Source organism: Duganella violaceipulchra, assembly GCF_019166075.1.
GTDB lineage: Bacteria > Pseudomonadota > Gammaproteobacteria > Burkholderiales > Burkholderiaceae_D > Rugamonas > Rugamonas violaceipulchra.
This window is the reverse complement of the sequence record NZ_JAHTGR010000002.1, coordinates 112,749-135,349: the sequence shown is the minus strand read 5'-3', so window position 1 is coordinate 135,349 and position 22,601 is coordinate 112,749. Positions and strand designations below refer to the sequence as shown.

The window sequence follows — 22,601 nt, the reverse complement described above, 5'->3', positions numbered from 1 at the left end:
GACGCGTTTGTTTGACGTAGTCGACATCGGCACCTGAGGCCAATGTCATAGTGATAGGGCTGGTTCGTCTAACCCAGGACTATCACAACCCCCATGACCATCGACTTGAGCCAAGCGCAGGAAGTCAACGACTCAGCCCAGGCCAACACAGCCGCCGCTTGTCCATTGGTGGTCGATCTCGATGGCACATTGACGCCAACCGATACGCTGCTTGAATCGGTCATCCAACTCGTCAAGCAATCCCCCCTCAATTTGCTGCGCCTGCCTTTCTGGTTGCTGAAAGGGCGTGCAGCTTTCAAGGAAACGGTCTCATCCCATACAAGGATCTCGGCAGCCCACTTGCCTTACCGTGAGGCCTTTCTGGCCTATCTCTACGGCGAAAAAAACAAGGGGCGCCGTATCATCCTGGCCACGGCGGCGCACCGGTCAATCGCCCATGACGTAGCCGACCACCTGGCGTTGTTCGATGAGGTACTTGCTACGGACATGGGCTGCAACCTCAAGGGCAACACCAAACTGGCAGCCATCCAGCAAAAGGTTGGCGCCGAGTTTGTGTATGCCGGCGATAGCCGCGCGGACATTCCCATCTGGAACGCGGCGCAGGCAGCTGTTTTGGTTGGGGCCTCGGCCGGCTTGAGCAAATCCGTCCGGCGCCGCAACTCGGTTGAGCAGGAATTCCCCAGGGAGGCTGTCGGTTTTTCCACGTGGCTGAAGGCACTGCGGGTTCACCAGTGGCTGAAAAACCTGCTGTTGTTCGTTCCCTTGCTGACCGCTTTTTCATTCATGGATAGCGCCCGGCTTGCGACCACCGCCATCGCCTGCCTGTCATTTTCGTTGGCCGCGTCTGCAACGTATGTGGTCAACGACTTATGGGACTTGGAAAGCGACCGGGCGCATCCACGGAAAAAGCACCGTCCGCTTGCCAGCGCCAGGATACCGATACTTGCAGGACTTGCTGTCGCCGGCGGCTTGCTCCTGCTGGCGGTGGCGCTGGCGCTGGTGGTCTCCCAGCCTTTCTTTTTCATGCTGCTGTTGTATGTCGTGCTGACCAGCACCTACAGCTGGCTGTTCAAGGAATACGTGCTGATAGACGTGATCATGCTGTCCATACTTTACACCCTGCGCATCCTGGCCGGTTCCGTGGCCATTGCCGTTGTCACCAGTGCCTGGCTACTGGCCTTCTCGGTGTTTATGTTCTTGAGTCTGGCACTGGTGAAACGCTGCTCTGAACTGATTTCGCTGGAACAGATCGGCAAGGCCGCTGCCTGTGGGCGCGACTACCGGGTAACGGACCTGGCGGTGTTATCGCCGCTGGGGCTGGCATCCGCCATGTCCGCAGTCGTCGTGTTCGGGCTTTTCATCAACTCCCCCGATACCCAAGCCCGCTACGCGACACCGGATTTATTGTGGCTGGTGGCTTTGGGATTGATTTACTGGCTGGCCCGGCTTTGGATCAAGACCGCGCGCGGAGAGATGCACGACGATCCCGTGATCTATGCGATCAAAGACCGTGGCAGCAGGAGCGCCATCATTGTCATGGGTGTCACGATGCTGATCGCACATTTCTTTGGGTTGAATTAGGGGGGGCTATGCGTGAGAAGCAGTGGCTGGTTCTGATTTTGCTGGTCGCGTTTCTGGTGCGGATCGCGACAGCCTTTGCTTTCCAATTCCAGCCTGTCAGCGACTATGCCGGATACGAACGCATGGCGGTGAACCTGTTGGCGGGCAAGGGTTTGGTTGACGGGGGAAATGCCGCATTTTTGAGTGCCGGCTACCCCTTGTTTGTTCTGGCGCCGGTGTACGCCGTGTTCGGCCACCATCTGCTGGCGGCGCTGCTGGCCAACGCATTGCTGTGCACGGTCAGCGCCTGGCTGATTTATTTGATCGCGCGGGACGCCGGCGCCGGCAAGGTGGGGCGGCTGCTCAGTGCCGGCCTTTTCGCCGTGTACTTGCCGTCGTGGATATATGCGGCATATCTTTCCAAAGAAAATCTCATGACGCCGCTGATGCTCGGCGTTGTCCTGCTTTCCTTGCGATGTACAGCGCGGCCTTCGGCGCGGATCGCGATCTCGGTTGGCGCGGTTCTTGGTCTGCTTGCCATCACAGGAAATTCCGGTTTGGCGCTTACCCCGATACTGGCGATCGCGTTGATGACCACATCCTGGCCGCTTCCCCGGAAGCTGGCCACACTGGGCCTGGCCGGATTGGTTGCCATGCTGGTGGTGGCGCCCTGGCTGATACGCAACTACCAGGTCGTTGGCGCCCCGGTTTTAAATACCAATGGTGGCTTTAATCTCTACATAGGTAACAATTCCTCGGCCGACGGCATGTTTGTCTCCATTGCCGACACGCCAAGAGGCGCCAGCTGGCAACAGTTGCGCAAGCAGGGCGAGGTCGTGGCAAATGACACCTTGAAACATGAGGCGATCGATTGGATCAAGCAGCATCCGGCACAGTTTGTTACTCTTGCATTGAGGAAAGTTGCTCTGTTCTGGATGCCGCCGGTACACGAGGGGGAGGGCCCCCAGCCCAGGGGCGAGGCTTTGACGCGGCTGGCCTGGCTCGCACAATACCTGTTGATCTGCGGCGCGGCGGTGGCCGGCGTTGTTTATCGGCGGCTGCGCAGCAAGAATACCGGCCTGCTCTGGCTTGCGGTCCTGTGCTACACCGCCGTGCACATGATGTTTTACGTGATTTATCGCTACCGGGAGCCGATCATGCCCTTGTTGATCGTGCTTGCCGCGATGGCGATGGAGCAGGCGCTTCAAGCGCGCATGCAGTCGAAAAAAACGGTACCGCAAACGACTTACTCGAAGATGAAAAATTAGCTACAATTGCGATGTGACGTTAACGTAAACGTCAAATAAAAACGAGATAGGGACAGACATGCAAATTCAGAACAATGTATTCATCGTCACCGGCGGCGCGTCGGGCCTGGGCGCCGCGACCGCGCGCATGATCGTCGAGCAGGGCGGCAAGGTGGTGCTGGCCGACGTGCAGGTGGAACCGGGCGAGGCGCTGGCCGCCGAACTCAAGGCCGTCTTCGTCAAGTGCGACGTCACCTCGGAAGCCGACGGCAAGGCCGTGGTCGACGCCGCCGTCGCCTTGGGCACGCTGCGCGGCCTGATCAACTGCGCCGGCGTGGCGCCGGCCGTCAAGACCGTCGGCAAGGACGGCCCGCACCCGCTGGACGTGTTCCAGCGCACCGTCAACATCAACCTGGTCGGCACTTTCAACATGGCCCGCCTGGCCGCCGACGCGATGGGCAAGACCGCCGCCACCGATAGCGGCGAGCGCGGCGTGATCATCAATACCGCCTCGGTCGCGGCCTTCGACGGCCAGATCGGCCAGGTCGCCTACGCCGCCTCCAAGGCCGCCGTCGCCGGCCTGACCTTGCCGATGGCGCGTGACCTGTCGCGCAGCGCCATCCGCGTGATGACCATCGCCCCCGGCATCTTCGAAACGCCGATGTTGATGGGCATGCCGGAAGAAGTGCGCACCGCCCTGGGCAATATGGTGCCGTTCCCGCCGCGCCTGGGCCGCCCGGACGAATACGCCCACCTGGCCAAGACCATCATCGAGAACACCATGCTGAACGGCGAAACCATCCGCCTGGACGGCGCCATCCGCATGCAGCCGAAGTAAACGGTTTACTCGATTTCGTGTAGGATGCCAGAGTGATCGGGCGCGCGGCCCTGGCCGCGCGCCTCTTATTTTGGAGAGTCCATGTTCCGCAAGTTTCATATCGAGCCTTTGGCGCTGAGCCTCGCGCTGTCCCTTTCGCTGCTGCACGCACCTGTTTACGCACAGCGCACCGGCGCCGACGTGGCGCCCGAAATCGCCACCGGCTACACCGAGAAAGCCGGCAAGTCCGCGCAAAAATTCATGGTGGCGGCGGCCAATCCGCTGGCCACCCAGGCCGGCTACCAGATGCTCAAGCAGGGCGGCAGCGCGATCGACGCCGCCATCGCCACCCAGCTGGTACTGACCCTGGTCGAGCCGCAATCGTCCGGCATCGGCGGCGGCTCCTTCCTGCTGTACTCCGACGGCAAGCGCGTGCAATCCTACGACGGCCGCGAAACCGCGCCCGCCTCGGCGGACGAACACCTGTTCCAGGACAAGGACGGCAAGGCCGTCTCGCGCGAGATCGGCGTGATCGGCGGCCGCTCGGTCGGCGCGCCCGGCGTGCTGCGCATGCTGGAGCTGGCGCACAAGGAGCACGGCAAGCTGGCGTGGAAGGCGCTGTTCGCGCCGGCCATCAAGCTGGCCGAAGACGGCTTCAATGTCAGCCCGCGCCTGAACGCGCTGCTCAACTACGACCGCTACCTGGCGCGCGATCCGGTCGCCAAGGCCTACTTCTTCGGCGAGGACGGCAAACCGCGCCCGGTCGGCTACCTGCTGAAGAACCCGGAACTGGCGCGCACCCTGCGCGAGATCGCCGACGGCGGCGCCGACGCCTTCTACAAAGGCCGCATCGCCGGCGACATCGCCGCCAAGGTGGCCGCGCATCCGACCAATCCCGGCAAGCTGACCGCCGCCGACATCGCCGGCTACCAGGCCAAGGAGCGCGCGCCGGTCTGCAGCGACTACAAGGCGTGGACCGTGTGCGGCGCGCCGCCGCCGTCGTCCGGCGGCATCGCCATCGCGCAGATGCTGGGCATCCTGGAAGTGAAGGACATCAGCCCATATAAACCGGTCAACGGCATGCTGACAGCCGAAGGCATCCACCTGTTCACCGAGGCCGGCCGCCTGGCCTACGCCGACCGCAACCGCTACGCCGCCGACACCGATTTCGTGCCGCTGCCCGGCAAGGGCGTGGCCGCGCTGCTCGACAAGGGCTACCTGAAGCAGCGCGCGGCGCTGATCGGCGAAAAATCCATGGGCCGCGCCAACTACGGCACGCCGGCCACCATGCAGGTCGCGTGGGGCGCCGACACCGCCATCGACAAGCCGTCCACCTCGCACCTGGTGGCGGTGGACGCCTTTGGCGGCGGCCTGTCGATGACCACCTCGGTGGAAGACGCCTTCGGCGCGCGCCAGATGGTCGACGGCTTCATGCTCAACAACCAGCTGACCGACTTCTCCTTCGATTCGCAGGACGAAAACGGCCCGATCGCCAACCGCGTGCAGGCCGGCAAGCGCCCGCGCAGCGCCATGTCGCCGACGCTTGTGTTCGACAAGGGCACCCACAACATGGTGCTGGCCACCGGCTCGCCGGGCGGTTCGACCATCATCAACTACGTGGCCAAGGTGCTGGTCGGCACGCTGGACTGGAAGCTCGACGTGCAGCAGGCCATCAGCCTGCCCAACTTCGGCAGCCGCAACGGGCCCACCGAACTGGAAGCGGGGCGGGTGTCGCCGGCCGTGGTCGAGCAGCTCAAGGCGCGCGGCCACCAGGTGCGCGAGTTCGAGCTCAACTCCGGCCTGCAGGGCATCCAGCGCCGCACCGTCGAAGGCAAGCAGGAGTGGTTCGGCGGCGCCGATCCCCGTCGCGAAGGTGTCGTATTAGGCGACTAATGCCTCTAAACTGGCTCCAAACTGGCCCCCGCGCCTCCCCAAACCCGGTAGACCCTGCTAATCTTGTCGTATGGGAATTCAAAAGAAAACAGGGTTGATCCTGACGGGCGGCGGCGCCCGCGCCGCCTACCAGGTGGGCGTGCTGCAGGCGATCTCGGAGATACTGTGGGAAGCGGGCTGGCCGCCCGCGCGCAATCCGTTCGACATCATCTGCGGCACCTCGGCCGGCGCCATCAACGCCACCGCGCTGGCCTGCCGCGCCGACAACTTCGGCGAGGGCGTGCAAAAGCTGCTCGACGTCTGGCAGAACATCGAGGTCGAACAGGTCTACCGCGCCGATTCGCTGGGCGTGATCCGCTCCGGCGCGCGCTGGCTGTCGCTGCTGTCGTTCGGCTGGCTGCTGCGCAAGTGGCGCGCCGCGCCGCCCGCCTCGCTGCTGGACAACACCCCGCTGGTCGGCCTGCTGCACCGCATGCTCGATCTGCCGCGGCTGGACGCGGTGCTGTCCGAAGGCCTGCTGCACGCGCTGGCCGTCACCGCCTCGTCCTACACCGCCGGCAACCACCTGACCTTTTACCAGACCGCCGCCGACATCGCGCCGTGGATACGCATGCAGCGCGTGGCTCTGCAGGACCAGATCGGCGTCGAGCATTTGCTGGCGTCGTCGGCGATCCCGTTCATCTTCCCGGCCACGCCGCTGTACATGGGCGGCCACCGCGAATACTGCGGCGACGGTTCGATGCGCCAGCTGGCGCCGATCTCGCCCGCCATCCACCTGGGCGCCAGCAAGGTGCTGGTGGTCGGCGCAGGGCGCCTGACCGAACCGGCCCGCAGCGCCGCCGAAAAAAGCGCGGCCCGTTATCCCAGCCTGGCGCAGATCGCCGGCCATGCGATGTCGTCGATCTTTCTCGACAGCCTGGCGGTCGACATCGAACGGCTGGAGCGGATCAACAAGACGCTGTCCATGCTGCCGCCGGAGCTGCTGGAGAAGACCCCGCTCAAGCCGGTGCAGCTGCTGGTGATCGCGCCGTCCGAACGGCTCGACGATATCGCCAGCCGCCACATCGCCAGTTTGCCGGCGCCGATACGCACCATGCTGTCGGGGATAGGCGCGACCGAAACACGCGGCGCCGCACTTGCGTCGTACCTATTGTTCGAATCGACATATACTTGCGAGTTGATCCGCCTCGGACAGCGCGACACGCAAGCGCGCAAGGACGACGTACTGGCTTTTTTCGAGTCCTGACGTGCGCGCGATATCTGGATAAACGGGGCTCCCTTGCTGTTTTTAATCCGCCTCTGTAGCCGTTTGCTGCTGCCCGTCCTGCTGTTGTGGGGCCTGGGCGGGGCCGCCGCATGGGCGGGGGCGCCGCCACGCACGCTGCGCTTCGAGCAGCTCAGCGTCGAGCACGGGCTGGCGCAGGAATCGGTGCTGGCCATCGCCCAGGACAAGCAGGGCTTCGTCTGGCTCGGCACCCAGGCCGGCCTGACCCGCTTCGACGGCTACCGCACCATCACCTACAAGAGCGCCGTCTCCGATCCGCGCAGCCTGGCCGACAACTGGGTGCGCGTGCTGCACCTGGACCGCAGCGGCCAGCTGTGGGTGGGCACCGACGGCGGCCTGGATCGCTACGACGCCGCCACCAAGAGCTTCACCCACTTCCTGCCGCACGAATCGCCGCAGCGCGGCAACGGCAACCGCCACGTGCGCGCCATCGCCGACGACGGCAAGGGCGGCCTGTGGCTGGCCAGCGCCGACGGCCTGCATCACTTCGACCCGGCCAGCGGCCGCTTCACCAGCTGGCACCACGACCCGGCCGATGCCGGCAGCCTGGCCAACGACCAGGTCAACGCGCTGGCGCGCGACGCCGCCGGCCGCCTGTGGGTGGCCACCGCCACCGGCCTCGATATGCTGGCGCCGGGCGATTCGCGCTTCCAGCACTTCACCATCGACGCCAGCGGCGACAGCAAGTTCAACGCGGTGCTGGCGCTGCAGGTCGACAGCGCGCAGACGCTGTGGGTGGGCACCCTGGGCGGCCTGGAACAATGGCGCCTGCTGGGCAAGGAGCCGCAGCGCCGCCGCCTCGGCCCGCGCGAAGGCATCAAGCCGGGCATGAGCATCACCACCTTGTACGTCGACGCCGAAACCAACGTCTGGGTCGGCACCCAGGCCGACGGCCTGCTGCGCTGGCTGCCGTCGGAGAACCGGCTGGTGCAGTACATCCACCAGTTCAGCGACAGCCACAGCGTGGCGGACAACCAGATCTCGGCGCTGTTCCGCGACCGCGTCGGCACCTTCTGGGTCGGCACCTGGAACGACGGCGCCAGCCGGGTGGACCTGGGCAGCGGCGGCTTCGCCCGCATCGTGCGCCAGGCCGACATCCCCAACACGCTGTCGGACAACAAGGTGCGCGCCATCGTCGCCGAGGCGCGCGGCCAGCTGTGGCTGGGCAGCAGCGGCGGCCTGAATCTGTACGATCCGGTCAGCGGCGAGGGCAAGGTGTGGCGCCACGATCCGCAGCGCGCCAACAGCTTGAGCGACGACCAGGTCACCGCGCTGTGGCGCGAGAAGAACGGCAATATGTGGATAGGCGGCCGGGCCGGCGTCAACCACCTGAACGTGGAGAGCGGCGCGATCAAGGCGCTGTCCTTCGTGCGCGGCGACCCGGCCAGCGACACCATCCGCAACATCGTCGGCGACCGCAGCGGCATCCTGTGGATCGCCTCGCGCGGCGGCTTGCACCGGCTCGACCCGCAGACCATGGACGTGCGCACCTTCCGCCACGACCCGTCCGACGTGAACAGCCTGTCCGACAACGTGGTGCGCCCCATCCTGGAGGACCGCAAGGGCCAGCTGTGGATCGGCACCTTCAACGGCCTCGATCTGCTGGACCGCAAGACCGGCAGGTTCCGCCACTTCCGGCGCGACCCGGCCGACCCGTTCAGCCTCAGTCACGACGAGGTGCACTACCTGTACGAGGACGGCCGCGGCGTCATCTGGGTCGGCACGGCGGCGGGCCTGAACAAGATGGAAGTGGCGGCCGACGGCGCCATCCGCTTCCGCCGCTACCTGCGCAAGGACGGCATCGCCGACGACGCCATCGCCTCCATCCTGCCCGACGACACCGGCAACCTCTGGCTGAGCACCAACAGCGGCCTGTCGCGCCTGAACACCGGCACGGGCCTGGTGCGCAACTACAGCGGCGCCGACGGCACCATCGAGGGCGCCTACTTCGACGGCGCCGCGCTGCGCACGCCGGACGGCACGCTGTACTTCGGCGGCTTCAATGGCATCACCGCCTTCGTGCCGGCGGAGGTGCGCGAGAACAGCGTGGCGCCGACCGTCGCCATCACCGATTTCCAGATCTTCAACAAGTCGCTCAAGCCGGGGCAGGGTGAACATCCCGACGTGCTGAAGGTGGCGATCGAATACACCAACGCGTTGACGCTGTTGGAGAGCGACTCCGTGTTCTCGCTGGAGTTCGCGGCGCTGCACTACGCGGCGCCGCAGCGCAACCGCTTCGCCTACCAGCTGCAGGGCTTCGACGAGGACTGGGTCGTCACCGACTCCACCAAGCGCTTCGCCACCTACACCAATCTCGATACGGGCCGGTACACCTTCCGCGTCAAGGCCGCCAACAAGGACGGCATCTGGAACGACAACGCCGCCACGCTGGAGATCACCATCCTGCCGCCGTTCTGGAAGACCTGGTGGTTCCGCAGCCTGTTCGGCGTGGCCCTGCTGGGCTCCGCCTACGCCGCCTACGCCGCGCGCGTGCGCAGCCTGCACCAGCAGCAACAGCGGCTGGAGGAGCTGGTCGGCTCGCGCACGGCGGAAGTCGAGCACAAGAACCTGCTGCTGCAACAGCAGAAGCAGGAACTGGAGCAGCGCCGCCTGGAGGCGGAGGCGCAGCGCGCCGAGGCCGAGCAGCGCCGCGTCGACACCGAGCGGCAAAAAGAGGAAGTCGAGCGGCAGAAGGAAAACGTCGAGCAGGCGCACCGCAACATCTCGGTCCTGAGCGAACTGGGTCGCGAGATGAGCGCCACGCTGGACATGGAAACCTCGATGCGCACGCTGTACCGCCACGTGCACCACCTGATGGATGCGCAGATCTTCGGCATCGGCTTCGTGCGCGAGGAGCAGGGCGTGATCGACTTCCCGTTCGCCATCGACGCCGGCGTGCGCACCTTGCCCTACCAGCGCCGCCTGGATCAGCCCAACCAGCTGGCCGTGTGGTGCCTGAGCGAGCGCAAGCCGGTGTTCATCAACGACTTCGACGCCGAGTTCCGCAACTACATGGACGAATCGGGCCTGGACACGCTGGTGACCTGCCTGCGCGAAGACGGCCTGCCGGCGGCCGTGGCGCAATCGATGATGTATGCGCCGCTGGTGGCCAACGACAAGGTGGTCGGCCTGCTGTGCGTGCAGAGCGTGGAGAAGAACAGCTACCAGCAGGTCCACATGGACATGCTGCAGACGCTGGCCTCGCACGCGGCCGCCGGCCTGGAAAACGCCCGCGCCTACCAGCAGCTGGAGGAGACGCTGCAAACCCTGCGCCAGACCCAGGCCCAGTTGCTGCAACAGGAGCGTCAGGTACGGCTGCACACCGAGGAGCTGGCGCTGGCCAACCGCGCCTTGCAGGAGAACGACGAGCGCCTGCGCCTGGCCAAGCAGAAGGCGGAAGACGCCACCCGCCAGAAGTCCGAATTCCTGGCCAATATGAGCCACGAGATGCGCACCCCGCTGGCCGGCGTGATCGGCATGCTGGGCTTCGCGCTGCGCGACAGCCGGCTGGCGGTCAGCACGCGCGAGCAGATCCTGCGCGGCCAGGCCAGCGCGCAGTCGCTGCTGTCGATCATCAACGACCTGCTGGACTTCTCGAAGATCGAGGCCGGCAAGCTGACCATCGAGAATATCGATTACTCGCTGTCGTCGGCGGTGGAGAACGTGGTCAGCCTGTTCGAGGAGCAGGCCGCCGCGCACAGCGTGCAATTTTGCCTGGAGTTCGGCGAAGGCCTGCCGCAGTTCGTCGTCGGCGATCCGACCCGGCTGCGCCAGGTGCTGGTCAACCTGGTCGGCAACGCCTTCAAATTCACCGAGCACGGTTCGGTGCGGATGCGCGTCGAACGCGTGCCGCATGAGGACGACGCGCGGGCCCGCGCCGGCTACAAGGGAGCGCTCAACCGCATCCGCTTCAGCGTCACCGACACCGGCATCGGTATCGAGGCGGAGGCGATACCGCGCCTGTTCCAGCAGTTCGAGCAGGCCGACGCCTCCACCACGCGCCGCTACGGCGGCACCGGCCTGGGACTGGCGATCTGCCGCCAGCTGGTCGAACTGATGGGCGGCGGCATCAACGCCGTCAGCGCGCCGGGCGAGGGCAGCACCTTCTCGTTCGAACTGCCGCTGGCCAACGGCGTGCCGCCGCCGCTGGTGCCGCACGTGCCGCGCGAGCCGCACAGCCACCAGCTCAAGGTGCTGTGCGCGGAGGATTTCCCGACCAACCAGATCATCATCCGCATGATGCTGGAAGACCTGGGCCACAAGGTCGACATCGCGGCCAACGGCGCGCTGGCGGTCAAGGCCTGCTCGCTGACGCGCTATGACCTGATCCTGATGGACGGCCGCATGCCGGAAATGGACGGCGCCAGCGCCACCCGCATGATACGCTCGGGCGGCAGCGAGGCGGCGCCGGTGCGCGACCAGGAACTGATGATCATCGCGCTGACCGCCAACGCCAGCGAGGAAGACCGCAGCCGCTACCTGGCCGCCGGCATGGACGATTTCCTGACCAAGCCGATCGACGAGGACAAGCTGCACTTCCAGCTCAGCCGCGCGATCGAACGCCAGCTGCAGCGGGGCGTGCAGCTGCCGCGCATGGAGGTGCGCCACAACCCGGCGCTGGGCACGCCGGAGCTGGACTCGCTGTTCGGCGTGGCGCCGGCCGACGAGGAACCGGCCCGGCTGGCGCAGCACAGCGGCGGCAGCGACCTGAAACTGCGCCTGCGCAGCGCCTTCCACCAGGACGCGCCGCTGCGGCTGGCGGAGCTGGAACGCGCGGTGGCGCAGGCCGACGCCGACACCGCCAGCCGTCTGCTGCATGGCATGAAAGGCAGCGCCGGTTATCTGGAAGAGCAGGAATTGCAGGCGCTGTGCGGGGAACTGGAGCTCGATGCGGACCATGGCAACTGGCCGCGCATCGCCGATGCCATGCCCCAGCTGCGCGCCTTGCTGCGGCGGGCCGGCGCGGCTAGCACTTTGTAAGCTGCGGCAATTCGCACAAATCCTTGTCTGTCCAGGACGTATGGACCCGGTTTTTCATGTAATATCGTCGGAAAGTGCCGTACTGAGGTCACACAAGAGTAGTTGTTTAGGGCACAGGGAGTCTCATGAAAGTTCTGGTAGTCGACGACGATGTCGTCTCGCGCATGGTGTTGATGCACCTGATCGACAGCTGCGGCAAGTTCGATATCGTCGAAGCGGAAGACGGCGCCGACGCCTGGCAGCAGCTGGAAGACGGCCTGCGTCCCGCGATCTGCTTCTGCGATCTGCGCATGCCGCGCCTGTCCGGCATGGAGCTGCTCCAGCGTGTGAAGGCGCATGCGGAACTGAACACCATGCCCTTCGTGCTGGTGACGTCGGCCAACGACAAGGACACCGTGCAGGAGGCCTCCAGTTCCGGCGCGGCCGGCTACATCGTCAAACCATTCCAGGCCGAGCAGGTGCGCGTGCACCTGGTAGGTTTCCTCGACCAGGCGGCCAGCGGCTACGACCACCACGCCGAAGATCCCGCCACCACCCTGCGCCGCCTGGGCATCAACGCCGAGCGGCTGCTGGTCTACCTGAGCGGTTTCCAGAACCAGCTGACCGCCGCCGGCGGCGACCTGGAGGTCCTGCTGGCCAAGGCCCAGCAGCCGGAGGCGCAGGCGCGCATCGACCGTCTGCACGCCGGTTGCGTCACGCTGGGGCTGGACGGCGCGGCCGTCGCGCTGAAGGGTTTCGATCCGGGCGGCCTGACCAACGACGCGGTGCAAGCGGTGCTGGCCGACGTGGTGCGCGCCGTGATCCATCAATCCGGCCTGGTACGGCAGGGCGCCTCCGCCTGAACGATAGCACTTGATGTCGAGATAGTTTAGGTTTAAAGTATCTGCTGGGTGAGCAGCGGACACCGAACGACCTTCAACTTCAGGGCGACCATGACCAGACCGACAGCCAGTTCCGCCAGCGCTTCCGTCGCCAGCGGCGACAGCGCACATACCGACCGTTTCGCGCGCGAGCACTTGCCGCCGCCGGAGCAATGGCCCGAGTTGCGCTTCGACCTGCCCGAGCTTCAATATCCGCCGCGTCTCAATTGCGTGGCGGAGCTGTTCGAGGGCGCGCTGGCCGGCGGCGGCGCCGAACGCGTCGCGGTGCGCGGCGAGCAGCTCAGCTGGACCTACGCGCAACTGCTGGAGCAGATCGACCGCATCGCCCACGTGCTGCGCGGCCCGCTGGGACTGGAGGCGGGCAACCGTGTGCTGCTGCGCGGCGCCAACAATCCGATGATGGCGGCCTGCGTGCTGGCGGTGCTCAAGGCCGGCTGCATCGCGGTGCCCACCATGCCGCTGCTGCGCGCGCGCGAACTGGGCACGATCGCCGCCAAGGCCGAGATCAACGCCGTGCTGTGCGCCGACGGCCTGCGCGCCGAAATGGAAGCGGTGGATTTGCCCTCCGCGGTGAAGGCGAAGACCTTGTGGTTCGGCGCCGCCGATGGTGGTTTGGAAGCGCTGATGGCGCGGCAGCCGGCCGGTTTCGACGCGGTGGACACGGCGGCCGACGACGTTTGCCTGATCAGCTTCACCTCCGGCACCACCGGCATCCCCAAGGGCACCATGCATTTCCATCGCGACGTGATGGCGATCTGCGACTGCTTCCCGCGCTCGGTGCTGGCCTCGCAGCGCAGCGACGTTTTCATCGGCACGCCGCCGCTGGCCTTTACCTTTGGCCTCGGTGGCTTGCTGCTGTTCCCGTTGCGGGTCGGCGCGACCGCCGTGCTGCTGGAAAAACTGACGCCGGAAACCCTGCTCAAGGCGATCGAACAATACCGCGCCACGGTATGCTTCACGGCGCCCACCTTCTACCGGCAGATGGCGCCGCTGGCCGACAAGTACGACATCGGCAGCCTGCAGAAAAGCGTCTCGGCCGGCGAGGCGCTGCCGCTGGCCACGCGCGAGAGCTGGCGCCAGGCCACCGGGCTGGCGATGATAGACGGCATAGGCGCCACCGAGCTGCTGCACATTTTTATTTCGGCGGCGGGCGACCAGATACGGCCGGGCGCCACCGGCAAGCCGGTGCCGGGCTACCAGGCCTGCATCCTCGACTACGACGGCAATCCGGTCGGGCCGGGCGTGATTGGCCGGCTGGCGGTGAAGGGCCCGACCGGCTGCCGCTACCTGGCGGACGAGCGCCAGCGCGACTACGTGCTCAATGGCTGGAACCTGACCGGCGACGCCTACGAGATGGACGCCGACGGCTATTTCTACTACCGCTCGCGCACCGACGACATGATCATCTCGGCCGGCTACAACATCGCCGGCCCGGAAGTGGAGGACGCGCTGCTGCGCCATCCCGCCGTGGCCGAATGCGGCGTGATCGGGCGGGCCGACGAGGAACGCGGGCAGATCGTCGAGGCCCACGTGGTGCTCAAGCAGGGCCACGGGGCGTCGCCGGAGTTGACGGCGCAACTGCAGGAGTTCGTCAAAGGGCAGATCGCGCCGTACAAGTATCCGCGCGCCATCCGCTACCTGACCGCGCTGCCCCGCACCGAAACCGGAAAGCTGCAGCGTTTCAAGCTGCGTACCGAATAAAGAGACTCGCATGAATATTGTTTGCATAGGCGGCGGCCCCGCCGGGCTGTATTTCAGCCTGTTGATGAAGAAGCAGGACCCGTGCCGCCAGATCACGGTGGTGGAGCGCAACCGTCCCTACGACACCTTCGGCTGGGGCGTGGTGTTCTCCGACCAGACGCTGGGCAACCTGATGAACTCCGACGAGGCGACCGCGCGCGCGATCCTGCAATCGTTCAACCACTGGGACGATATCGACGTTTTCTTCAAGGGCGAGAAGGTCACGTCCGGCGGCCACGGTTTCTGCGGCATCGGCCGCAAGCGCCTGCTCAACATCCTGCAGCAGCGCTGCGAGGAGCTGGGCGTGTCGCTGGTGTTCGAGACCGAGGTGATGGACGACCAGCAGATCGCCGCCCGCTACAACGCGCAGCTGGTGATCGCCTCCGATGGCCTGAACAGCCGCACCCGCGGCCGCTACGCCGACAGCTACCAGCCGCAGATCGAGGCGCGCCAGTGCCGCTTCGTGTGGCTGGGCACGCGCAAGAAGTTCGACGCCTTCACCTTCGCCTTCAAACAGACGGAGCACGGCTGGTTCCAGGCCCACATCTACCAGTACGACGGCGACACCTCGACCTTCATCGTCGAGACGCCGGAATCCGTGTGGTGCGCGGCGGGACTGGAGGACATGAGCGCGGAGCAGTCGATCGCCTATTGCGAGCGGCTGTTCGCGGAACAGCTGGATGGGCACGAGCTGATGTCCAATTCGGCGCACCTGCGCGGCTCCGGCATGTGGATCAAGTTCCCGCGCATCGTCTGCGGGCAATGGGTGCACTGGAATGGCGATGTACCGGTGGTGTTGATGGGCGACGCCGCGCACTCGGCGCACTATTCGATCGGTTCCGGCACCAAGCTGGCGCTGGAGGACGCGATCGAACTGGCGCGCTGCTTCGGCCAGCATGCGGATGCCAGGGCCGCGCTGGCGGCGTACCAGTCGGCGCGCGCGGTGGAGGTCATCAAGCTGCAAAGCGCGGCGCGCAATTCGATGGAGTGGTTCGAGAACGTCGAGCGTTATACGGCGATGGAAGCGCCGCAGTTCGCCTATTCGATGCTGACGCGCAGCCAGCGCCTGTCGCACGAGAACCTGCGCCTGCGCGACGCGGCCTACGTGGCGGACTACGAGCGCTGGTTCGCCGCCCGCGCCGGCGAACAGGCCGGCCTGGCGCCGGCCAAGGCCGCGCCGCCGATGTTCACGCCGTTCAAGGTGCGCGACGTCGTTTTGAAAAATCGCATCGTGGTCTCGCCGATGGCGCAATACAGCGCGGTCGACGGCGTCGTCGGCGACTATCACCTGGCCCACCTCGGCGCGCGCGCGCTGGGCGGCGCGGCGATGGTGTTCGCCGAAATGACCTGCGTGTCGGCCGATGCGCGCATCACGCCGGCCTGTCCCGGCATGTACGCGCCGGAGCACACGCAGGCCTGGAAGCGCATCGTCGATTTCGTCCACCAGCACAGCGACGCCAGGATCGCGCTGCAACTGGGCCACGCCGGCGCCAAGGGTTCGACCCGCGCCATGTGGGACGGCATCGACCAGCCGCTGGACAAGGGCAACTGGCCGCTGGTCTCCGCCTCGCAGCAGCAATACCTGGCCGGCATATCGCAGACCGCACACGCCATGACGCCGGCCGACATGGACCGCATCGAAGCCGACTTCGTGCGCGCCACGCAGGCGGCCGACGCGGCGGGCTTCGACTGGCTGGAGCTGCACTGCGCGCACGGCTACCTGCTGTCGTCCTTCATCTCGCCGCTGACCAATCAGCGCGGCGACGAATATGGCGGCAGCCTGGAAAACCGATGTCGCTATCCGCTGCGCGTGTTCGCCGCGATGCGCGCCGCCTGGCCGCAGCGCAAGCCGATGAGCGTGCGTATCTCCGCGCACGACTGGGTCGAAGGCGGCATCACGCCGGACGACGCGGTGCACATCGCCCGCCTGTTCAAGGCCGCCGGCGCCGACATGATCGACTGCTCGTCGGGCCAGGTCAGCAAGCTGGAAAAACCGGTCTACGGCCGCATGTTCCAGACGCCGTTCGCGGACCGCATCCGCAACGAGGCGGGCATCGCCGCGATCGCGGTCGGTTCGATCTTCGAGGCCGACCACGCCAACGGCATCATCGCCGCCGGCCGCGCCGACCTGTGCGCCGTCGGCCGCCCGCACCTGGCCAATCCGGCGTGGACGCTGGCGGAAGCGGCGAAGATCGGTTATTCCGCCATCGCCTGGCCCAAGCAGTACCTGCCGGCCAAGCAGCAGCTGGAACGCAATCTGGAACGCGAACGCCAGCTGGCTGCGGCCAGCACCGGCCTCACGCCGCAGCAGGTCGCGGCCAGGCTGCTGGAAGGGTGAACGGATGAACACCGCGAACAAATCCCGCGCGGCCTATCTGGCGCCCGGCTCGACCCCGGTTGGCGCGAACCTGCCGCTGGCCGGCAAGCACGCGCTGGTGACGGGCGGCGCGCGCGGCATCGGCGCTGCCTGCGCGCTGGCCTTGCTGCTGCGTGGCGCGCGCGTCACGCTGGCGGGCCGCGATGCGCAGGCGCTGCAGGCCGCCGTGGTATCCATGAACGCCATCGCCCAGCCGCTGGGCGGCGCGGTCGCCATGCAAGTGCTGGACGTGACCGATGAGGCATCGGTGCGCAGCGGCTTCGCCGCCGCCGTCGCATGCTTCGGCCGCGTCGACATCCTGGTCAACAACGCCGGCCAGGCCGCTCCCGCGCCGTTCGGCAAGACCGACGCCGCGCTGTGGCAGCGCATGCTGGACGTGAACCTGACCGGCACCTTCCACTGCACCCAGGCCGCGCTACCCGGCATGCTGGAGGCGAAGTGGGGCCGCATCGTCAACGTCGCCTCGACGGCGGGGCTGGTCGGTTATCGTTACGTGTCGGCCTACGTCGCCGCCAAGCACGGCGTGATCGGCCTGACGCGCGCGCTGGCGCTGGAGGTGGCCACCAAGGGTGTGACGGTCAACGCCGTCTGTCCCGGCTACACCGAAACCGATATCGTGCGCGAGGCGGTCGCCAACATCATCGCCAGGACCGGCCGCAGCGCGGACGAGGCGCGCGCCGAACTGGCCGCCGGCAATCCGCAGAAGCGGCTGGTGCAAAGCGAGGAAGTCGCCAGCGCCGTGGCCTGGCTTTGCCTGCCCGAAGCGGGCGCCATGAATGGACAATCCGTCGCCGTCGCCGGCGGCGAAGTCATGTGAAGTACGAGGAAACTATGCCACCATTTTCAGACAACGAGAACGAACAAAACCCGGTCGAGGACGAGGATGCGCCGGTGCTGGACCTGGCCAGCCGCCTGACGCAGGACCATCACCAGTCGCTCAAGCTGTGGCTGCGCATGCTGTCCTGCACCGTCAGGATCGAGAACGAAATCCGCAGCCGGCTGCGCGCCAGCTTCGGCATCACCTTGCCGCGCTTCGACCTGATGGCGCAGCTGGAGCGCTACCCGCAGGGCCTGCGCATGGGCGAGCTGTCCAAGCGCATGATGGTCACTGGCGGTAACATCACCGGCATCACCGACCAGCTGGAGCAGGAAAAGCTGGTGGTGCGCGTACCGGACCCGAAGGACGGCCGCGCCTACAGCGTCAAGCTGACGGCGGCCGGCCGCAAGGCCTTCGCCACCATGGCCGCCGAACACGAAGGCTGGATCGCCGAGCTGCTGCAAGGCCTGTCCGGCGCCGACAAGAGCCAGATGATCGAGCTGCTGTCGCAGATGAAGCAGCACCTGAACGCCTCGGACGAAAAATAAGGAACCACACCATGCGATATCTTCCCGGCGAAGCCCAGCAACTGCCCGGCAACCGCGCCGCGCTGGCCGACTACCAGGCCAGCCATTTTCTGTTTGAGGTCAGCGGCGGCGTCGCCACGCTGACGCTCAATCGCCCCGAGCGCAAAAACCCGCTGACCTTCGATTCCTACGCCGAGCTGCGCGACCTGTTCCGCGCGCTGGCCTATGCGGACGACGTCAAGGCCGTGGTCATCACCGGCGCCGGCGACAACTTCTGCTCCGGCGGCGACGTGCACGACATCATCGGCCCGCTGACCAGGCTCGATATGCCCGGCCTGCTGGCGTTCACGCGCATGACGGGCGACCTGGTGAAAGCCATCCGCGCCTGCCCGCAGCCGATCGTGGCGGCGGTCGACGGCATCTGCGCCGGCGCCGGCGCGATCCTGGCGCTGGCCTCGGACATCCGCCTCGGCACGGCGCGCAGCAAGACCGCCTTCCTGTTCACGCGGGTCGGCCTGGCCGGCTGCGACATGGGCGCCTGCGCCTTGCTGCCGCGCGTGATCGGCCAGGGCCGCGCGGCCGAGCTGTTGTACACCGGACGTTCGATGTCCGGCGCGGAGGCCGAGCGCTGGGGCTTCTTCAACAGCCTGCAGGAACCGGAAGCGCTGCTGGCCTCCGCGCGCGCCTTCGCCCAAGGCCTGGCCGACGGCCCGACCTTCGCCCACGGCATGACCAAGAAAATGCTGCAGCAGGAATGGAATATGGGCGTCGACGAAGCCATCGAGGCGGAAGCGCAGGCGCAGGCGATCTGCATGGCGACCAACGATTTCCACCGCGCCTACCATGCTTTCGTGGCCAAGCAAAAACCTGAATTCGAAGGCGACTGATGAGCGATAAAACCTATCTGGAATGGCCGTTCTTCGAGCCGCGCCATGCGGTGCTGGAGCGCGAGCTCGAGGCCTGGGCCGCGCAGCACGTCGCGCAGCATCACGAGGCCGACGTCGATGCCGCCTGCCGCCAGCTGGTGCGCCAGCTGGGCGACGCCGGCTGGCTGCGGCACGCGATCGCCGGCGCGGCGGGGGAGAGCATCGACACCCGCGCCATCTGCCTGATCCGCGAGACGCTGGCGCGCCACAACGGCCTGGCCGATTTCGCCTTCGCCATGCAGGGCCTGGGCTCGGGCGCCATCAGCCTGCACGGCACGCCGGCCCAGCGCGAGGCGTACCTGCCGCGCGTGGCGCGCGGCGAGGCGATTGCCGCCTTCGCGCTGTCCGAGCCGCAGGCCGGTTCCGACGTCGCCGCCATGCAGTGCGCGGCGGTCCAGGATGGCGACCACTATGTGCTCAATGGCGAGAAGACCTGGATCTCCAACGGCGGCATCGCCGATTTCTACGTGGTGTTCGCGCGCACCGGCGAAGCCGCGCAGCCGGGGGCTGCGCGGCGGGCGGCGGGCATCAGCGCCTTCATCGTCGACGCCGATACGCCGGGCTTCGAGATCGCCGAGCGCATCCAGGTGATCGCCCCGCATCCGCTGGCGCGCCTGGTGTTCCGCGATTGCCGCGTGCCGGCCACGCAGCGCATCGGCGCGGCGGGGCAGGGCTTCAAGGTCGCGATGTCGACGCTGGACGTGTTCCGCACCTCGGTGGCGGCGGCCGCGCTGGGTTTCGCGCGGCGCGCGCTGGACGAGGCGCTGGCGCACGCCATGCAGCGCAAGATGTTCGGCCAGATGCTGTCGGACTTCCAGATGACGCAGGCCAAGCTGGCGCAGATGGCGACCGGCATCGACGCCGCCGCGCTGCTGACCTACCGCGCCGCCTGGCAACGCGACCAGGGACGCAACGTGACCAGGGAGGCGGCGATGGCCAAGCTCACGGCCACCGAAACGGCGCAGCAGGTGATCGACGCCGCGCTGCAGATGTTCGGCGGCCTGGGCGTGGTCAGCGAGCAGCCGGTCGAGCGCCTGTACCGCGAGATCCGCGCGCTGCGCATCTACGAGGGCGCCACCGAAGTCCAGCAACTGATCATCGCGCGCGAATTGCTGCGCGCGGCACACACCAAGGAACAATGATGGAATTTCTTCAACCGCCGGGCTGGGTCCGGCCGCGTGGCTATTCGAACGGCGTGGCCGCCAGCGGACGCACGGTGTGCGTCAGCGGCATGATAGGGTGGGACGGCGAGGGCGTGTTCCACACCGACGACTTCGCCGGCCAGGTACGCCAGGCCTTGCTCAACGTGGTGGCGGTGCTGGCCGAGGCCGGCGCGCGGCCCGAGCACATCGTGCGCATGACCTGGTATGTGCTCGACAAAAAGGAGTACGTCGGCGCCTACAAGGAGGTGGGCGCGGCCTACCGCGAGGTCATCGGCCTGCACTTCCCGGCCATGACGGCGGTGCAGGTGGCCGGGCTGGTCGAGGACCGGGCCCGGGTGGAGATCGAGGTGACGGCGGTGGTGGCCGATGCGTGAGAGCGGGCGCTCAGAAGTCCAGTGAGGCCGCCAGGGCGACCGTGAACACGGCAGCGCCGATTACCAGACTCTGCCCATCGAACGGCGCAACGCCAGTCCCGCTCCGCAGCATAGACGCGCGCGCGAATTGCTGCGAGCGCAGCAAGCGGGCGCCATATAATCAAAATAACAAGGACAATTTGAATGAAAGCTCTTCAACCGCCAGGTGGGCCGCCTTGCCCGGCGATGACGGCGGTCCCGGTGCCGGGTGTGCTGGACGCACCCGCCTTGATGGAAATCGTCGTCACCGCCATCGTTCGGGATATGCTTACTTGATTTGCAAAAGAACAAACTATTAATTTTAATTGCCAATGTGCTATATTTAGCACATCGGATAATTTTGTATAAGAGGTAATGCCATGAAGACCGTTGCAAAGAGAGTCGTCACAGTAATGAGCGCCACGCTGGCACTGGCGCTGGCGCTGCCTGGCGCCGCCGGCGCCGCAGGTGCGGGGCTGCTGACCAACGCTGACCAAGCCCAGCTGGCTTCGTGGCTGGATCGGCCCGATTTGAAATTGTCTTTGTTGTTCAGCAAATCGAGCGGCGATACCGCGACGCAATTTCATGCCGCGGTCGACAATAAGGGCCCGACTTTCTCCATCATGGAGGCAAGCAATTCGTCCGGTCAGACCTGGGTGATCGGGGGCTACAACCCCTACAACTGGAATTCCTCAGGCACCCCGACGATGACCGTGCCGCAATATCATCGCATCGGCCTGCTTTTCAATCTCACCTCGGGCAAGATCTACAACCAGATCCCGCGCTATGACATTCCGGACGATTTCGGTGCGGTACTGGCGTTCAACGATCCTTCGAGCGGTCCCATCTTTGGTGCCGGCGCCGACCTGGCGGTGGACTACAACCTGAACACCGGCTCGTCGTCCATGGTCAGCTATTGCAGCAATTCCTGCAATAGCGCGTGGACCAGCCTGCTGGACAATTCGGCCGACACGTCGATCACCTACGGTCGCATCGAGGTGTATAAAATCGCGGCGGTGCCCGAGCCGCAGTTATGGCAGTTGTTGGTCGCCGGCCTGGCGCTGGTCGGTGTCGCGCGGATGCGGGCGGGCCGCCGGGCTTGAGTGGACTCGGGCGGGCCTGATAACCCTTGGTGACTGCCGGTGTAGGCGGTACAATACCAGCCGATTGTGGTCGCCATAGTACAATGGATAGTACAAGGTCCTCCTAAGACTTAGATACAGGTTCGATTCCTGTTGGCGATACCAGCGCCGCGGTCAGCGCAAAGCGCCGGCGCGCGCCATCTGTTGGTACAGTGTCGGTAGCGACAGCCACACCACCAGGTCGTCGAATTCCCCTCCGGGCACATCGCTGTCGGTGCTGCCGGGACGGACGATGAAGTCATTGCTGGCGCTGTCGTTGTGTTGCTCGTCGATGTTGCGGGCCGCGCCGTTGGCCAGTCGCGCACCCTGTTCAGTCACGCCAAAGTTTTTGCGCCCGCTGGAATAGACGATGGCCGGCGCGCACTGCGCGGTGACCTCGCACACGGTTCGCCCCAGCAAAAAATATTTCTCTCCGGTCGCGTTGCGCGTGACCAGGCGCTTGGTCGCCACCGTTTCCACCGCACTGAAGTTTTTCCTGCTCATCGGCGGCGTCACGCTGTAGCGCAAGCGCTTGCCCCAGGCATCGGTGGCGGGAATGCCCAGCGCCTTCCATGGCAGCAAGCCGGTGCACGCGATTTCGTCGGCGCAGTCGGCCTCCCGCTCGCGGCCGTCGGTGGCGGAGATCGCGGGGCGGGGTAGCCGTCCATTGCGCAGCGCAAAGCCGGTCAGCGCTTCGCGCGCTGCGCTCAAGGTCAGCAGCGTTTCGCGCTCGCGCCGCTGGTCGCCCTGGCGCACGTTGAAGCTGTTGATCGCCGCGACGGCGGCGCCCAGGCCTATCGTGGTGACCAGCACCAGCAGCGCGGCGCCGCGCTGGCGGGCAAGGAGGGGGGCAGGTGTCATGGGTTCCTCATCGG

Annotated in this window: 17 protein-coding genes and 1 tRNA gene; 17 read left to right on the top strand and 1 reads right to left on the bottom strand. The window is 66.3% G+C overall.

Going from position 1 to position 22,601, the window contains the following annotated elements:
- Positions 1–93: 93 nt before the first annotated feature.
- The 17 genes from KVP70_RS03445 (at position 94) to KVP70_RS03370 (ending at position 21,852) form a co-directional block, all read left to right on the top strand.
- Positions 94–1,581, top strand: coding sequence for a UbiA family prenyltransferase (locus KVP70_RS03445; RefSeq protein WP_217940669.1), 1,488 nt, complete (start codon positions 94–96; stop codon positions 1,579–1,581).
- Positions 1,582–1,589: 8 nt separating this feature from the next.
- Positions 1,590–2,828 carry an ArnT family glycosyltransferase gene (locus KVP70_RS03440; RefSeq protein WP_217940667.1) on the top strand — a complete coding sequence of 413 codons (1,239 nt, stop codon included), beginning with the start codon at positions 1,590–1,592 and terminating at the stop codon, positions 2,826–2,828.
- A gap of 58 nt (positions 2,829–2,886) precedes the next feature.
- Entirely contained in the window at positions 2,887–3,645 is a 759-nt protein-coding gene (locus KVP70_RS03435; RefSeq protein ID WP_217940665.1) for a 3-hydroxyacyl-CoA dehydrogenase, read from the top strand.
- A gap of 81 nt (positions 3,646–3,726) precedes the next feature.
- Complete coding sequence (ggt, locus tag KVP70_RS03430) at positions 3,727–5,517, top strand: gamma-glutamyltransferase (protein WP_217940663.1); 1,791 nt, start codon at positions 3,727–3,729, stop codon at positions 5,515–5,517.
- Between the two features lie 70 nt (positions 5,518–5,587).
- Positions 5,588–6,763: a patatin-like phospholipase family protein gene (locus KVP70_RS03425; protein ID WP_217940660.1), complete on the top strand. Its 1,176-nt coding sequence runs from the start codon at positions 5,588–5,590 to the stop codon at positions 6,761–6,763.
- A 66-nt stretch (positions 6,764–6,829) separates the two neighbouring features.
- A complete protein-coding gene (locus KVP70_RS03420) occupies positions 6,830–11,782 on the top strand; it encodes a two-component regulator propeller domain-containing protein (RefSeq protein WP_229224619.1) in 4,953 nt (1,650 codons plus the stop codon).
- A 125-nt stretch (positions 11,783–11,907) separates the two neighbouring features.
- On the top strand, positions 11,908–12,624 hold the full coding sequence (locus tag KVP70_RS03415) for a response regulator (protein ID WP_217940658.1): 717 nt from the start codon (positions 11,908–11,910) through the stop codon (positions 12,622–12,624).
- A 90-nt stretch (positions 12,625–12,714) separates the two neighbouring features.
- Positions 12,715–14,364 carry an AMP-binding protein gene (locus KVP70_RS03410; protein WP_217940656.1) on the top strand — a complete coding sequence of 550 codons (1,650 nt, stop codon included), beginning with the start codon at positions 12,715–12,717 and terminating at the stop codon, positions 14,362–14,364.
- A 10-nt stretch (positions 14,365–14,374) separates the two neighbouring features.
- Positions 14,375–16,741, top strand: coding sequence for a bifunctional salicylyl-CoA 5-hydroxylase/oxidoreductase (locus KVP70_RS03405; RefSeq protein WP_217940654.1), 2,367 nt, complete (start codon positions 14,375–14,377; stop codon positions 16,739–16,741).
- A gap of 4 nt (positions 16,742–16,745) precedes the next feature.
- Positions 16,746–17,597, top strand: coding sequence for an SDR family NAD(P)-dependent oxidoreductase (locus KVP70_RS03400; RefSeq protein ID WP_229224576.1), 852 nt, complete (start codon positions 16,746–16,748; stop codon positions 17,595–17,597).
- A gap of 14 nt (positions 17,598–17,611) precedes the next feature.
- On the top strand, positions 17,612–18,145 hold the full coding sequence (locus tag KVP70_RS03395; protein WP_217940652.1) for a MarR family winged helix-turn-helix transcriptional regulator: 534 nt from the start codon (positions 17,612–17,614) through the stop codon (positions 18,143–18,145).
- Between the two features lie 11 nt (positions 18,146–18,156).
- The gene (locus tag KVP70_RS03390) at positions 18,157–19,011 is read left to right on the top strand and encodes an enoyl-CoA hydratase family protein (protein ID WP_217940650.1); all 855 of its coding nucleotides are present in this window, start codon (positions 18,157–18,159) and stop codon (positions 19,009–19,011) included.
- Positions 19,011–20,192 carry an acyl-CoA dehydrogenase family protein gene (locus KVP70_RS03385; RefSeq protein ID WP_217940648.1) on the top strand — a complete coding sequence of 394 codons (1,182 nt, stop codon included), beginning with the start codon at positions 19,011–19,013 and terminating at the stop codon, positions 20,190–20,192. Before KVP70_RS03390 ends, KVP70_RS03385 begins: the two co-directional genes overlap by 1 nt.
- Complete coding sequence (locus KVP70_RS03380; protein WP_217940645.1) at positions 20,192–20,587, top strand: RidA family protein; 396 nt, start codon at positions 20,192–20,194, stop codon at positions 20,585–20,587. The genes KVP70_RS03385 and KVP70_RS03380 overlap by 1 nt, the downstream gene beginning before the upstream one ends.
- Before the next feature lie 183 nt (positions 20,588–20,770).
- Positions 20,771–20,902, top strand: coding sequence for a hypothetical protein (locus KVP70_RS34590; RefSeq protein ID WP_255575745.1), 132 nt, complete (start codon positions 20,771–20,773; stop codon positions 20,900–20,902).
- An 83-nt stretch (positions 20,903–20,985) separates the two neighbouring features.
- A complete protein-coding gene (locus KVP70_RS03375; protein ID WP_217940643.1) occupies positions 20,986–21,708 on the top strand; it encodes a PEP_CTERM-anchored TLD domain-containing protein in 723 nt (240 codons plus the stop codon).
- Between the two features lie 69 nt (positions 21,709–21,777).
- Positions 21,778–21,852 (top strand) — tRNA-Arg (locus tag KVP70_RS03370).
- A 9-nt stretch (positions 21,853–21,861) separates the two neighbouring features.
- On the opposite strand, the gene KVP70_RS03365 is transcribed toward KVP70_RS03370, so the two are convergent.
- Entirely contained in the window at positions 21,862–22,587 is a 726-nt protein-coding gene (locus tag KVP70_RS03365; protein ID WP_217940641.1) for a hypothetical protein, read from the bottom strand.
- Positions 22,588–22,601: the final 14 nt, after the last annotated feature.